The 16221-nt window shown below is 48.4% G+C and carries 9 protein-coding genes; all 9 read left to right on the top strand.

Going from position 1 to position 16221, the window contains the following annotated elements:
• Window positions 1-27: 27 nt before the first annotated feature.
• The 9 genes from EAO38_RS01825 (at window position 28) to EAO38_RS01790 (ending at window position 16220) form a co-directional block, all read left to right on the top strand.
• Complete coding sequence (locus EAO38_RS01825) at window positions 28-7647, top strand: vacuolating cytotoxin domain-containing protein (RefSeq protein ID WP_121020545.1); 7620 nt, start codon at window positions 28-30, stop codon at window positions 7645-7647.
• A gap of 98 nt (window positions 7648-7745) precedes the next feature.
• Window positions 7746-8540, top strand: a complete 795-nt coding sequence (locus EAO38_RS01820; protein ID WP_235852467.1) for an NAD(+)/NADH kinase — start codon at window positions 7746-7748, stop codon at window positions 8538-8540.
• A 24-nt stretch (window positions 8541-8564) separates the two neighbouring features.
• On the top strand, window positions 8565-10043 hold the full coding sequence (locus EAO38_RS01815) for a DNA repair protein RecN (RefSeq protein WP_121020543.1): 1479 nt from the start codon (window positions 8565-8567) through the stop codon (window positions 10041-10043).
• Window positions 10036-11361: an NFACT family protein gene (locus tag EAO38_RS01810; RefSeq protein WP_121020541.1), complete on the top strand. Its 1326-nt coding sequence runs from the start codon at window positions 10036-10038 to the stop codon at window positions 11359-11361. Before EAO38_RS01815 ends, EAO38_RS01810 begins: the two co-directional genes overlap by 8 nt.
• 227 nt (window positions 11362-11588) lie before the next feature.
• Window positions 11589-11720 carry a Rossmann-fold NAD(P)-binding domain-containing protein gene (locus EAO38_RS09315; protein ID WP_268877808.1) on the top strand — a complete coding sequence of 44 codons (132 nt, stop codon included), beginning with the start codon at window positions 11589-11591 and terminating at the stop codon, window positions 11718-11720.
• Window positions 11717-12832, top strand: a complete 1116-nt coding sequence (purD, locus tag EAO38_RS01805; protein WP_235852466.1) for a phosphoribosylamine--glycine ligase — start codon at window positions 11717-11719, stop codon at window positions 12830-12832. Before EAO38_RS09315 ends, purD begins: the two co-directional genes overlap by 4 nt.
• On the top strand, window positions 12829-13296 hold the full coding sequence (locus tag EAO38_RS01800; protein WP_235852465.1) for an RDD family protein: 468 nt from the start codon (window positions 12829-12831) through the stop codon (window positions 13294-13296). The genes purD and EAO38_RS01800 overlap by 4 nt, the downstream gene beginning before the upstream one ends.
• Window positions 13297-15564 carry an LPS-assembly protein LptD gene (locus EAO38_RS01795; protein ID WP_121020539.1) on the top strand — a complete coding sequence of 756 codons (2268 nt, stop codon included), beginning with the start codon at window positions 13297-13299 and terminating at the stop codon, window positions 15562-15564. It abuts the gene before it with no gap.
• Complete coding sequence (locus EAO38_RS01790) at window positions 15561-16220, top strand: phosphoribosyltransferase (RefSeq protein ID WP_121020537.1); 660 nt, start codon at window positions 15561-15563, stop codon at window positions 16218-16220. The genes EAO38_RS01795 and EAO38_RS01790 overlap by 4 nt, the downstream gene beginning before the upstream one ends.
• The last annotated feature ends 1 nt before the right edge of the window (window position 16221 follow it).

Raw genomic sequence — 16221 nt, 5'->3', positions numbered from 1 at the left:
AGGGTTAGATGCAAAAAAGGGGTTCTGATGAAAAAAGTACATCCTCTTGCCCTTAAGTTTAGCCATGCGGTAGCTAGGCACATTAAGGCCAACCAAGCCCAACGCGCCCAGCTCTACGCCTTTAGCCCCCGTGTCTTTGAGCCCCAAAGACCCATTCTTGCACACAGATCCCCCCTAGTTTTCCCCAAATTCCCCCCTCTTAAGAAAACCTCTAAAGCTGGGGCCTTATTGGCTGGGGCCTTATTGGCTGGAGGGCCTCTCAAGGCTCTAGATGACACATATAAGGTGAGAGGGGGGTTGCTCGCGCCCAAAAGCGCGCTAGTCAGCCCTGTGAGCACAACCCCTCCCCAGCTACGCTACAGCGCGATCCCCTTGAGTCAACAAGCCGCGCGCAACGCTCTGCTCCCCTCCACGCGATTTGGCCTAGGGCGCGCCCCCCAGCCTATGATGGCATTGGTTTTGCCCGCCATATCCACGTCCCAGAATGTGTGGGATAAGATTTATAATCTCCAAAACGGAGACTATAATGTGGGCAATAATGGGATTGCCTATGTCAATCCAGGTCATGGCACTCTTGGCACTTATACGAGCTGGATAGGTGGTAGATCCTTTAGCGTCAATGTTACCGGGGGCAATCAAGGAACCCTAGTGATTGGTAACAATACGCCAAGTGTAGCCACGGGCGGGACTATTTGGATTCCTGATGGGAGCATAGGTCCTATTACGGGGAATTTTAAAGCTCCAAATATTTATCTCACCAACACTTTTAAAACCGGTGTTGCCAGCGGTTCAGGGAAGGGGGTGATGAGTTTTGATGCTACTAACAATCTTGCCATGGACGGGCTTACCTATGACAATACAGAAACCATTTTAGGGGGGCGCGCAACAGGGGCGGGGCCTAAGTCTAGCGCTACTTTCAAGGCCGGTCATGATATGCAAGTTACCAATAGCAATTTTACAGACAATACGCGAGGCACTTTCGAACTTAGTGCTCAAAACACCACTCTAGATAACAGTAGCTTTAATGGGTACTACACCAATATCTCCTTGAGCACTAGCCAAAGCTTGCAAGCCACTGGCATGAGTTTTGACAACGCCTACGGGGTTACGAACTTGAGTGGACAAAGCGGGCTAACCCTCAATAACGCCAGCTTTAGCGGGCAGGATAATAGCGTGAGCTTGAGTTCTAATAATGGCGATTTGAACGTGAACAACACCCAATTTAATAACGCCAAACAGATTAACGTAGATGCCAATAGCGCGAGCTTTAGCAATACGGTTTTTGGGACCACAGGGCAGGCACAAAGCCAGTTTAAAGCCAACACTCTCAATTTCAATAACACTTCTTGGAATGGGTCTACTTGGTATAGTTTTCAAGGTAAAAATGCTAACAACCCTACCACGACTTTTAGCGGAACAACCACTATTAACACCGATAGCCCGACTCTCTCTCCCTTCACAGCTCTTAAGGGGACGATCAACCTTAGCCCGGGGGCAATCATCAATATCAACCAGGTTTTAAACCCTAATCAGAACTATACTCTATTTGGTAGCGAAATCGTATCCGAAGGCAAAAAGATAGAAAGCACGCAGATCGCGCAGTTTTTGGAATTTAATGGGATAAAACTCACCGCCGTAGATAATGGCGGGCAAGTATCGTTAGAAGATTTGGTAGATGGATATGATATTTTCAAGATCAACGTGAATTTTAGCGGGAACAAGATTGTCTTAACCCCCGTCTTCATGCCCACCAACATTTGGTCCTCCGTGTATTGCATGGGTAACTTGAATCTGACTGGCTACTGTGCGAGTCATCCCGCAGAGAAGACTTTTAATATTGACAATGGGATCGCTTTCATCGATCCCAATTTGAAAAACCCCGATGACCCCTACTGGAACCCTAATGGCAATCTACTAAACACTTATGCAGGAACCGATAATGGTATTAACATCAAAATTAAAGGAAATGGAGCCCTGGTTATTGGCAATAATGTCATGCAGGCTGCCACAGGTGGAGTGATCCGTCTTGGAGGGATGGGGATCAATGGCGGTCTTGTGGGTTATATCAGGGATAGTTTTAGTGCCACCAATATTTACATGACCAATACCTTCCAAACTGGCAACGAATTTAAAACTGGTGGGGGGGCTGACATTACTTTCAATGCCACCAAGAACATCACCTTGGATGGCCTCAACTACCAAAATCTAAAAGCCGGTGTACAGGGCTCTAATGCTGGTTGGAGTGCAGGGCAGGCCATGAACATACAAAATTCTAATTTTGTAGACCAGACGGGAGGATTTTTTGACTTTAAAGGCAATAGCATCGATTTTGACAATAGCACCGTGCAGGGTACTGGAACTTTTGTCAATCTTCAAGCTAGCAAGGCTTTGTCGCTTAGTGGCAGTATCCTAAGTGGGGGGTATTATCATCTAAACGGTGCTTCTATCGCACTTGAGAATACGGAAATAGACTCGGCTGTCCCTGACTCGACTAAAAAACCCGGCACAAAGGTTAATGCTTTCAATGGCCCAACCACGATGTCAGGAACTAGTTCAGTTCGCTTGATTGGGAGCAATCTCCTAGCTAATAATAGCTTTACTTCAACTGATGATAGTCGCTTTTATTTAAGCCAAGGTAGTAAGGTCAACTTCAGCAACACAGCCACTTTAGGTGGTAGTACAACCCTAAATGTAGAAGCTAGCCAAGCCCAATTTAATGGTATAACTAATCTGAATGACAACACCAATGCAAGCTTGACCCACGGAAGCCAAATTAACTTTATGGGAGTTACTACTGTGGGAGGTGATGCGGTCATCAATTTGGATCAAAGCACCGCTTCATTTGAAAGTAATGCTAATTTCACCGATGCCGCTTATTTGAGCTTGATCAATAACAGTCAGGCCACCTTTGCACAAACCATGTCCTTTGGGGATAACACCGCCGTGAGTGTGAATAGTGGTAGTCAAGTGGATTTTAAAGGGGATACCACCTTTAGCGGGGAAGCTAAACTAGGGATCAATGGGCAAAACGCGCAGGCTAGCTTTGCCAAAGACGCGACCTTTAGTGGCAGCTCTAGCCTGGTGCTCACACAGGGGGCAAGCGCGAATATGCAGGGGACCACCACGCTCAATAGCGGGGTGAATGTGAATCTCTCAGAGGGTAGCCAACTCAACACCCAAACGCTTGATCTCAATGGGGCAGACATTGCCTTGATGGGGCAGAGTACACTGAGTGCGGGGGCGACCACCAGTACGGGCGCGAGCACCTTGTATAGCACAGGCAATAGCGCGCTTAGCTTTGGCCCCTTTAATCTCAAGGGGAGTTTGACTCTTAAAGGAATTCTCACTCCCAATTTTTCTAATCCCTTTATGAATGTCAAGGGGGCGTTTAATTTGAGCGGCACGGGCTTATTAGACATCTCCAATATAGACCTCTTTACCAAGCTCAAATACCAAACCCCTAAGGTTTATGACATCCTCAACACCACAGGGGGGATTGAGGGGATCAGCGGGGCTGATGGCTACCAAAAGATCGATTTCTATGGCATGAAAATTGGTAGTGCCACCTACAACGCCTCCCAAGATAGCTGGAGCTTTGCCAACCCACTCAATGGCGCGCAGCTCATCACCGAGAGTGTGCAGGGGGGTAAGCTAGTGGTTACAATCTCGCAAAACCCCAACCCGGTAGCCACTTCGCTTTATAATATTGCCCCTGAGCTCTACTATTACAAAGAATCTAAACAGAATGTTTCTGGCACGCAGTACGATTATAGCGACAACCGCACCGGGACCTTCTTTTTAGATAGTAATTTAAAAGGGGTGTTCATCCCCCCAGCCACTTCTATGACCCAACCCTTGCAGCCTGAAATCCCGGGCACTTATGGGCCCTATAACCAACCCCTAGACCCCCTTTACATCTACAACCCGGCCATCACGCAGGACAATTTGGGCAGTCTCTATACTTTAGCCTCCAGCTTGTGGCCTCAGTTAGAACAGCTCCTAAAAAGCGGGGTACTTGACAACCTAAACGACCCCACTAAGGTGTTGCAGGCTTTAGAAAACATGCACATCACCCTAGACCCCACCCAGAAGCAAGAACTCTTAAATCTCATCGGGGGGCTCTCTAGCCAGATTAACCAGAGTTTTGCCAATGGTACTTTGGTGGTGGGGGGTACGCAGGTGGGCAAGACCCAAAGTACTAGCGTGGTGTGGTTTGGGGGAAATGGATATGCAGACCCTTGCAGTGGGTCTTCTAGTTGCCAGGATTTGCGTTCTAAGAGTTTAGGGCAATTACTAGAGGGGACTTCAGTAGATTTGGGCTATATTGAAGCGCATTTCAATGCCAAAGACATTTATATCACAGGCACTGTGGGGAGCGGGAACGCCTGGCAGAGTGGGGGAAGCGCGTCTGTGAGTTTCAATAGCGCGAGCAATCTCACCCTCAATGACGCGACCATCACCGCGCAGGGTACTGATCAAATCTTCCCCCTCTTGGGCCAAGCGGGGCTTGAAAAGCTCTTGGGCCAAGCGGGCTTGGGGCAGACCCTAGGCAACATCATCTACCAAAAGGCGCAAGGGAATGCCTTAATCCCCTCTAGTATCCAGGGCTTGGGGGGGTTATTGCCCCCTGGTATCGCTAATGAACCCTTGGGCAATCTCTTAAACGCACAAGACATGCAGGCCATCATGCAATTGCCGGGGTTTACCACCGTGATCAAAGATATTGTAAATTCTAAAACGGTCAGTGATGTTTTTGGTCCCGGGGGACTTATCAATAGCGTAAGCCCTGAAACGCGCGAAAAGATTGATAAGGAATTGGTTAAGCAGATTACAAACGCTAAAGGCAATGTTATAGGCGGCATTGTTAAAATAATTGGCATAAACAATGTGGAGAGTTTTATCAATACTTGGTATGGCGACAAGACCCTTTGGACTTTCATGGATCAATTCTCTCCTGTTAGCTTGGACCAGGCCCTTTCGCAAGCCGATTCGCCCCAGGGGCTTACAGGTTTAGAAGAGCTTTTAAATAAAACCACTTTCGGGCAGATATTAAAAAATGTCTTTGAATATGAGAATTTGATCAATGAAGGTGTGTCTTGGCTAGGGCCTCAAATTCTAGGTACAATGATGAACATGCTTATTCAAGACGCGCTCAATCCCCCGCCTGCTTTGAGCAAGATGTTGGCCAACACCACCTCTAAACTCTTAAACCAGCTCTTGGGTCCGGATTTGATCAACACCCTAAGCCAGCAAAAAGATCTCCAAGCTTTGGCCGATGCTTTGATGCAGGATAAGGGCTTGGGGGGGTTGTGGTCTAAGGGCTTGGGGAGTGTGCTCTCCCCCTCCTTGCAACAGGCCTTACAAAAAGTGGGCATGGGCAATTTGCTAGCCCCTAAGGGCTTGAGTTGGTTGTGGGAAAAGGGCTATTTTAGCTTCTTGGGCGCGGATAATGTGTTGGTGAACAATAGCAATTTTAGCAACGCCACAGGAGGGGCGTTGAGCTTTGTGGCCGGCAAGAATATTATCTTTAGCGGCAATAACGCGATCAATTTCACCAATTACGCGGGCACGCTTAATTTCTTTTCTAACAACACCTCTAATATTGAAGTGAGCACCCTTAATGCCACCAATGGGCTCAATCTCAACGCCCAATTCAATAATGTCTATGTCAAAGGGGGCACGCTCACCACCAATAACAAATACGAGGGAATCAGCGTGAACGCGCAAAATTTTGACTACTTGGGCACTATTGAGGCTAAGGGCGGGGTGGTGGACCTCTCTTTGGTTACAAAAAACACCCTGCTAGGCACGATCAATCTCTCTTCTAACGCCCAGTTATTGGCCAATAATTTAAGCATCCAGCACGCGCTCAACAATAATTCTAGTACTGCGCTCAATATCGCCCAAGATTTTACCCTCTACTCTGGGGCAACTTTGAGCACTAACCCCAATGGGATCGATGTGGGCGGGGCTTTTAGCTCTGCAGGGAGCATGGTCTTTAATGCCGGTACCCAAAGCCCTAGCACGCCCTTTATCCAAGTAAAGGGCATCGCCACCCTCACACCCACCACCAACACGCCCATTCTCGCGCTCAACACCCAAGCCACCAATCAAGCCTACACCTTGCTTAATGCCAAGTGGATCAAATACAATCTCTACAACCAGCCCTTTAACCCCAATAGCTGGAAGGACTATTTGAGTTTGTACACCCAATTAGACATCAACAACAAACACATGCAACTCAACGCGCAGGGTACCGGCTTGCTCTACAATGGCCAAGCCGTCAAGATCGCCGATCATGGCTTGAGCGTGAGCTATCAAAACGCCCAGGGGCAAACCATCACCTCTTCGATCGCCTATAATAATGTGCAAGTAGGGGTGGGCAAACAGCCCAATATCGTGATCCCCACGATCCAAGAGTATATCCAGCAAATCCAAGGGCAATCTAGCGTGGACGCTGTCTATCAAGCGGGCGGACCTAGGGTGATGCAGTGGTTGAACGCGCTCCTTGTAGAAACCAAGAACACCCCCCTCTTTGCCCCCTACTATTTAGAGGACAATTCTCCCCAAACCCTCGTTAAAATGGCCAAGGACATCGCCAATAGCATTGATCTCATCGGCAGCCCCTCCTTGAAAAACAATTCTACGGATATTTTGCAGATCAACACCTACACCCAGCAGATGAGCCGTTTGGCCAAGCTTTCCAATTTCACAGCCAGCGCGCCCACTTTCCATGATTTCTTAGAGAATATCAAGGGCGAACGCTTTGCTAGCGCTGTGCCTAACGCGATGGATGTGATCTTGAAGTATTCTCAAAGAAATGTCCTCAAAAACAATCTCTGGATGCAGGGTGTGGGAGGGGCTAGCTTTGTGGCCGGGGGCACAGGGACGCTCTATGGCATCAATGTGGGTTACGATCGCTTTGTCAAGGGCGCGATCGTGGGCGGGTATGTGGCCTATGGCTATAGCGGCTTCCATGGCAATATCGCCAACGCCAATAGCAATAATGTCAATATCGGGCTCTATAGCCGTGTTTTTGTCAAAAATAGCGAGATCACCTTGAGCGCTAATGAGACTTGGGGCTATAACAAGACCTATATCAACGCCACCAACCCCATTCTCTCCATTGTAAACCAACGCTACGATTACAATACTTGGACAACCAATGTGGGCGCAAACTACGGCTATGACTTTTTCTTCAAAAATAAAAGCGTGGTGCTCAAACCCCAAATTGCGATGCGTTACTACTACATCGGCATGACCGGTTTGCAAGGCACCATGGACAACCCCTTTTACAACCGCTTTAGAGCCAACGCCGATCCCAATAGAAAATCCGTACTCACCCTCAATCTCGCCCTAGAGAGTCGCCATTACTTTGGCAAAAACTCTTATTACTTCGTGATCGCAGACATCGGGCGCGACCTCTTTGTGAGCTCTATGGGGGATAAATTGGTGCGCTTCATTGGCAATAACACCTTGAGTTACCGCAAGGGCGATCTGTACAACACCTTTGCAGGTGTAACTATGGGCGGGGAAGTGCGCTTGTGGAAATCGCTCTACATCAATGCGGGCATTGGGGCGCGCTTTGGGCTAGACTATCAAGACATCAATATCACGGGCAATGTGGGCATGCGCTATGCCTTCTAAGCTGGGATTAAGATTGTCTGCGTTAGCATGCGAGTCCCCCTCCTTGAGCCTCGGAGGAGAATCCTCCGAGGCTTGTGATTTCCTAGAAAGTTAGTTCCTTGAATCCACCCCCCAGCCCGCCTATCGCGCATGTACACGTGATTCTCAAGCCCCTAACCCCCCCAGATGCTCTGCACACTCTAGAAGAGGCGTTGCGCGCTGTAGGCATGGGTTATGACTTCTCTCCCCAGCCTGGGGGGGTGTTGCTTTGCTTGGGAGGCGATGGCACGCTCTTGGGAGCCTTGCGCAGTGGATCGGCATGTTTTGGGGTGCATGTGGGCAATTTGGGCTTTTTGACCGCGACCAATTTAGCCGGGGTGGGGGAGTTCTTGCGCGCGCTCCAAGCGGGATTCTACCGTGTAGAAAAACATTTGATGTTAGAAGCATGGCTAGACAATCAAGATAGCCCCTTTGTGTGCGCCAATGACCTTGTCATCACAAGGAAAGATGTCTATGGGATTTTAGAATTGCGCCTCTTTGTGGAGGGGGTGTTGGCCAATGTCTACCAAGTGGATGGCTTGATTGTCGCCACGCCCCTAGGCTCTAGCGCATACAATATCAGCGTGGGCGGGAGTGTGGTGCACCCCTTATGCCAAAATATTCTTCTCACCCCCATCGCCCCCCATTCTCTCACGCAAAGACCCTTGATCTTAGGCGCGCATGTCCAATTGAGTGTCCAAACCCAAAAAACGTGTTTAATTGTGCTAGATGGGCAAAGCCACCATCTCATGCGCCCGGATCAAGAACTCAAAATCCAACAAGCCATCCCCCAGGCCACCTTGCTCCAGCCCCTAGAGCGCAATTACTTTCAAGTGCTGCGCGAAAAATTCTCTTGGGGTGGGGGTTATGTTTAAACTTGCCTATAGTAGCATTACTCCATGATAGAAGAAGTAATCATCAAGCAGGGGGTGGTGTTTGAAGAAGCGTCCTTGCGTTTGAGCGCGCATTTGAATGTGATCAGCGGGGCGAGTGGGAGCGGGAAGAGTGTGTTATTGGGGTGCATTTTGGCCAGTGTGGGGCTAGCCCCTATGCGCGCAAAATTCTTAGAAGCGCATTACTGTCTAGAGAGCCCCCATGTGATTTGCATAGAAAAGGACAAAAAGGCGCGCTACACCCATAATGGCGCATCCATTAGCAAAAAAGCCCTGCAAGCTTTTTTTGCCCCCCACTTGCTCCATATTTCCAGCCACGCCCACCCCTTTAACCCCCAACTTTTACTAGACATTCTAGATGGCTTTTTAGACCCCTCCTTGCATCAAGCCTTCCAACAAAGCTACACCCATTACACCCATGCGCGCGCACAGCTAGAAAAACTCCAGCAAGAATCAGACTCCCTAGAAACGCGCAAAGAGATGGCGCGTTTTGAATTGGAGAAATTGCAGGCCGTCCGCTTAGAAGAGGGGGCGTATGCGCGCTTAGAGGCGCTCAAAAACCAATACCAAAATAGGGAAAAACGCCGCGCTGCCCTTCAAGAAGGCTTGAGTGCTCTAGAGTGCAGCCAGCCCCTTTATAAGGCCCTCTTGTATACAAATGCCCCCCTAGAGTTTAAAGACGCGTTGCAATGCCACTTAGAAGAGGCTAGAGAATTGCTCTTAAACGAGATGTTTGCCCTAGAAGAGCTAGAACACATGGACATGGAAGCCTTGTTAGATGAGATGGGCAAGTTGGGGGGGATTGTGCGCAAATACGGGAGCGAAGCGGCCGCGCGCGCTAAAAGGGACGCGCTAGCTCAAGACTACCAACGCTATTGCGCCCATGACAGACATCTCAAAAACGCTCAAGAACGCCTGCAAGAGTGCGCGCATGCATGCATGCAATTGGGCCTAGAGCTCACAAAAGCGCGCCAAGCCCATCTAGGCACGATGCAAAGCCTGCTAGAGGGCTACACGACCCCCCTCCTGCTCAAAACCCCGCACTTGTCTTTGGAAGCAATCCCTTTGTGCGCACAGGGTTTAGAGAGCGTGCGCTTGCTCTTGGGCAAGAGCGCGCATTGGAGTGCCGGGGAAACCAACCGCCTGCGCCTAGCCCTCTTGGCCCTGCAGGCCAAACAGCAACCAACCCCTTCTAAAACCCTTTTGGTGGACGAATTGGACGCGAATTTGAGCGGGCAGGAGAGCGCGAATGTCGCCCAAATCCTCAAAGAATTGAGCGCGCATTATCAGGTGATCGCCATCTCTCATGCGCCCCACTTGCCCGGTTTGGCCAACCGCCATTTTTTAGTCTATCAAGATGGCCAAAAAGCCCAGATCAAATTGCTCAACAAACATGAGCAGGTGCTCGAGATCGCACGCATGGTAGATGCGAATTTAGGGCAAGAAGCCTTAGCCTACGCCAAAATGAAGCTCAACAATGCTTAGTTACGCGCTCTTATACCATGTGGCCTTGTTGTTAAAAGCCCAAAGCAAGATCACCATCCGCGCGCATGCGCTTTTGATCACCCTAGACACGCCAAACTATTGCTTTAAAGCCTCCATGCACAAGTCCCATAGCTATATCTATGTGGATTCGCCCCAGCACGCTATGTATGCTAAAACACCCTTTAACCTTGCTCTAGAGAAATACGCCTCAAACGCCACGATTTTAGACGCGTTTTTAGAAAATGACGATCGCATTTTAAAGATCGCCCTAGAATGCGCGCATAGCTATAAAAAGACACGGGCATTTTTGCAACTAGAATTTACCGGCAAGCACAGCAACGCCATTTTACTAGACGCTAGGGGGTGTGTGCTAGAAGCCCTGCGCTTTGTGGGCGCGCAACAAAGTTACCGCCCTGTGATCAAAGCCCAACCCCTCATCCCCCTACACAAACCCCCCTTTGTGCGCCCCCCCTTAGAACCCCTCTTAGAGTCAGAGCTCCTAGACGCGCTCCAAAATTTGCATGAACGCGCGAGCGCGCAAGTTTTAGAGCGCCAAAAACGCGCTTTGAAACACCAATGGGCTAAAAGAGAGCAATTGCTCCAAACGCGCCTAGCAAGTTTGCCTAGCGCGCCCCAACTCTTAGAAGATTCTACCCAGCAACGCGCGCATGCGCGCTTGATGTTGACCCATTTGCACCGCTTAGACCCCGCGCTCATTTATGCCAAAGAATTACACCTAGAAGGGGAGCGCATTCTCCTGCCCCCCCGGGCGCGCTCTCTTAGCGATGCCATAGACAAGCTCTTCAAAATGGCCAAAAAAAGCCAGCAAAGGGCTGCGCATATCGCCTTGCAAGTGGAGAATATCCGCTCTAAAATCGCCTTTTTACAGGCCAAACTGGCCTTTTTGGAGCACGCCCGCTTAGAAGATCTGCCCCTTTTGCACACCAAGCCCACGCGGCGCGCGAACCAACATGCGCATTTGGAGCATTTTGAAATCGAGGGGGTGCGTGTGCTAATTGGGCGCAACCAAAAAGAGAACCGCGAAATTCTCAAAATGGCGCGCGCGCGCGACATCTGGGCGCATGTGCAAGACCAACCCGGGGCGCACATGGTGATCTTTTCTCACCCCAACACCCCCTCACAAAGCGTTTTACACAAAGCCTGCACTTTATTGGCCAAACTCACGCACCCCAACCCCAGCGCGCAAGCCCTCAAAGTGCGCATCGATCACACCCAAAAAAAACATGTGAGATTGGCCTCTTTGGCGGGCGCGCAGGTGTTCTATACCCACTTTAATACGATCACCATTACCATCTAAGTTAAATTCAAGTATAATGGCATGCCAAATTTAGCCTGGACGATGCGTGTTTCTACTTTTGGTAAGTTCTTTTATACATTTTAGAAAGACTAGCCGTAGTGGCTCTTGTGTGATTTGGTATTTTCATCAAGAATCTGCCACCTAAGAGGGCCCTCCTGGTCAAATCCGTAGCTCTACTGAACTACGCAACATAGTAACGCTCGTTTGGGTGAATTGATAGGGTTTGAATGAAGAAGAAGATTTTGATTGTAGGGGGTGGGGCTAGAGAATACGCGTTAGGGCGCAAGTTTAGAGAAGACACGCGCGTGGGCGATATTTACTTTGCCCGGGCAATGGGGGCACGCAGAGTATTGGGGTGAATGTACCCTACCACGACCATGCCCAATTGGTGGCTTGTGCCATGGATAAAAAGGTGGACCTGGTCGTGATCGGGCCTGAAGCACCCTTAGTAGAGGGTTTGAGTGATGCGTTGGCCAGCGCGCATATCAAGGTCTTTGGCCCTAGCCAACAAGCCAGTTTGCTAGAGAGTTCTAAGAGCTTTACTAAGGAGTTAGCCCAGAATTATGGCATTCCCACCGCGCCCTATGTGCTGGCCTCTAGCTACGATCAAGCGCGCGCGCAGTTAGCCCAGAGCGATTATCCGCTCGTGATCAAGGCCGATGGGCTGTGTCAGGGCAAGGGCGTGATTATTGCCCAAGACGAACAGCAAGCCTTGCAGGCTTTAGAGCATCTTTTTAAGGACAAACAGCAAGAAAGGGTAGTGCTAGAAGCGTTTTTACCTGGCCTTGAACTCTCAATCTGCGCGCTGGCACACCACCAAAACTACCTACTCTTGCCCCCCTCTCAATCCTATAAACAACTTTCTGGAGATGGCCCCAATACGGGGGGGATGGGGGCGTTTGCGCCCTCCAATTTATGCAACCAAGCCCTGCAACACAAGATCGCCACCAAGATCGTTGAACCCATCTTAAAAGCCATGGTGGAACAGAACAAGCCCTTTATTGGGGTGCTATATACGGGGGTGATGGTGGTAGAAACACAGGGGAGTTTTGAACCCTATTTGCTAGAATGCAATGTACGCTTTGGAGATCCGGAGTGTGGGGTGCTCTTGCCCCTGCTTAAAACCCCTCTCTTGGATTTGTGTTTGGCGACTTTGGATGATAAACTTCAAAATTTGCAGTTGGAATTACACCCCAAGCATTGTTTGGGCGTGGTACTCGCCTCTAAGGATTACCCCTATAAAGTTTCTGGAGGACAGAGTGTTTACATCGATCCCATTGATGAAAAAAAGGGGCATGTGGATTTGGGGGGTATCACACAGGAGAATGGGGTGTTTATGGTCTCTGGGGGGCGCGTGGGGGTGTGCATAGGCATGGGGAAGTCCTTACATGAAGCTAGGGAACACGCCTATGAACTCGTGGGTAGGGTGCAATTTGAAGGTATGCAATTTAGAGAAGACATTGGACATTGAGTCGGGCTGTAGATTTGGAGTCGTATAAGTTAGAAGAAGTACTCTACAAAGAACGCCTTGTCTTGCCCCCGTGGTGGTGCAGGGTGGGGGCTTATGGCGTGGATGCGCTATTAGTGGGGCTGGTAGCATGGGATTTTAACACGCATTGGTTAAACACTTTGGGTTTGGGGTTTGTGTTACACACCCATGAGATTTTGCGTTATTTTTTGCTATACGTATTCTTGCACTTGCTCTATGAACACTTGGGCATGGGGGGGTTTGGGGTGAGCATTGGCAAAATCGTCTTTCACTTGCGCGTGGTGAGTTTGAAGACTTTGGATAACCCCACATGGATACAACGCCTCAAGCGCTGCGCGCTTAAAGAACTCGTCCTACTATGTCCCTTGATCTACTTGGCTAGGGATAAATTCCAGCGTGTTTTTCACGATAGACACGCCCAGACTTTGGTTATCATGACTAAATGAATGCGTTGGTGGTTGTTCCTTTTAGGATGGCTGTTTGTGATGGTGGCGCAGGCTAAACAACAACAGGTCGCCGTGCAGAAATTTGACAAGAAAAACCATAAGATTTTTGAGCTTTTAGCCGATCGCGTGGACGCTAAGAATCACATCGTTACGGCCACTGGGCATGCGATTCTACTCAACTACGATGTCTATATTCTGGCTGATCGCGTCTCTTATGACACCCAGAAGAAGATCGCGATTCTAGATGGACATGTCAAAATCTATCGCGGCGAGGGGTTATTGGTACGTGCCGAACACATTAAAATACACTTGAACGAAAAATACGAACTCATCTTCCCCTTTTATGTGCAAGATAGCGTAAGCGGGATGTGGATTAGCGCGGACATCGCACACGCCAAGCAGAATCAATACTACATCAGAAATCTCACCGCCTCAGGCTGTAGTGTGGACAATCCCATTTGGCATGTCAATGCCAGTTCAGGGCGTTTTAATGCTGATAAATCCCATCTTTCGCTCTTTAACCCTAAAATTTATTTGGGCAATATCCCCATTCTCTATCTACCCTATGCTTTTACCTCCACGAGCACCAAACGATCCAGCGGGCTTTTGTATCCAGAATTTGGTACTTCTAATCTAGCCGGCTTTATCTATCTACAACCCATTTACATCGCTCCTAGGGATTCATGGGATATGACCCTAGCACCCCAAATCCGTTCTAAAAGGGGTTTGGGGCTCAATTTTGAATTTAGAATGATCAATGCCCATCAAGATAAGTTTACCTTTAACATGCGTTATTTCCGCAATTACAATAGCTATACCAAGAAATACGACTTGCGTAACCAAAATGTCTTTGGGTTTGAAACCCAAAGCGCGAGCCGTCAGGCGTTCCAAAAATACTTTGGGCTTAAAAACAATTTGGACAATGCCTATTACTTGGATTTTCTCTACATGAACGACTTAGACTATGTGCGCTTTGAAAAGGTCAACAAGCGCATCACCGATGCCACGCACATGTCTAGGGGCAATTATTATATCCAAACCAATAACCATTACTACGGCTTTAATCTCAAATACTTCCTCAACCTCAACAAAATCAATAACGATCGCACCTTCCAATCTTTGCCCAGTTTGCAATACCACAAATACTTAGCCCCATTAGGTTGGAAACATCTACTCTACTCGTTAGATTACCAATTCCATGACATCGTGCGCCAAGTGGGCTATGGCTATGTACAAAACACCATCAAAGTGCCTTTAGGAATGCAGTTTTCCCTCTTTAAAAAATATCTCTCTGTGGGCCTGTGGAATAGCATCAATTTGAGCAATGTGGCGATCATGAATACCAAAAATAGCTATGTACCCGATATTCAAGGGGTTTCTAGGACTTATGGGAATTATTTTTCTAGCGCCTATGCGCTCTATCTAAACACCGATCTAGCGCGCGAATACAATAAATTACTCCACACCGTGCAATTAGAAGCCGTGTTGCAGGGCACTTACTACAGCTTTGCGGATGGCTTGTTCAACGATCAAATGTACATACTCAGCGCGCAGGCGCGCAACGATTTCACGTCTAACACCCTGAGCGATTATGATTACCGCGGACAGGTTTACGATTCAGTGTGGAATCCTTCTGCCATCATTGAGCGCAACCCTTCCAACAAACAACTGAATTTGAATCTCACGCAGTATCTCTATGGAATCAATGGGGAAGAACTCTTGTATTGGCGCATTTCCCAATCTTTAGATTTCACAGATAAGGTCTCTTTTTTTCGCATGCCCATGGAGACCAAACTGGGTTTCTCCCCCCTCAAGGGGCTAAACATCTACGGCACACTCTTTTATTCATGGTATTACCACAGCCTAGATGAAGTCTCTATCAACGCCAACTACAATTACAAGTTCCTCACGGCCAATATCTCTTACTATCTTAAAACTAATTTTAACGACAATGGGATCAATAAGATCGTAGAAAACAACTCCAACTACCTCAAGGCCGGTTTTAGCAATGATTTTCGATGGTTTTCTCTCACTAGTTCGGTTGGTTATGATATCCGGAATAACGTTGTGTTGAATTGGGATATTGGGATCTTCAAAAAGGTGCGTTGCTTTGGAATTGGCCTTAAATTTGTCAACCGCCGCCGCCCCGTGCTCACCAGCGACCCCAATGATCCACTCAGAATCTACGAAAACAATTATATCAAGCTAGAACTAGACTTCTCGCCGATCACTAAAACCAATGTTACCTACCGCCAGTTAAAACAATGAACCCGATTTTATTTGAAGACCACCAAGACGCTTTGCACAAACTCATGAACGAAGTGCTGGTGCGCCATCTTGATACCAACAACGCTATCATGCTAGCCACCAGTCTTAAGGGCTTGCAATTTGCCCATGCGCTAGCCTTGACATTGCATACGGACCTAGATTTTCTCTTCAGTGGTTCCATTTGCGCGCCCTTGAATCGCGAATGTGAAATCGCCCTGGTGAGCGAGAGCATGGGAATTATCATGCACGAGAATTTGATCCAAAGCTTTGAAATCAGTTTGGACTATGTCTATGGAGAGGCCAAGCGCATTTATGAGGAAGAAATTCTCTCTAAGATATACAAATTCCGCAAAGGCAATATGTTAAAATCTTTAGCGCGTAAGAATGTCTTCATCGTGGATCAAGGCATTGAAACAGGCGTAACGGCCGGTTTGGCGATTCAAACGTGTATGGAAAAGCGCGCCAAAAGCATCATGGTGCTAACTCCTATTGTACCTAAATCTGTAGAGGAGAGTTTGAATCGGATTTGCGATGGAGTGGTGAGCGTCTATCACCCCGAGCATTTTGTCAACATCGCGCATTATTACAAACGCCCTCTTGAACTAGATTTAGCCCAGATTGAACGTATTTTTGAATCTTCTATGAAACCCACTTAAG

The organism is Helicobacter vulpis, assembly GCF_003660395.1.
Classification (GTDB): Bacteria; Campylobacterota; Campylobacteria; order Campylobacterales; family Helicobacteraceae; genus Helicobacter; species Helicobacter vulpis.
Note: the sequence above shows the minus strand (reverse complement) of the source record. Positions and strands in the feature narration are given on the sequence as shown.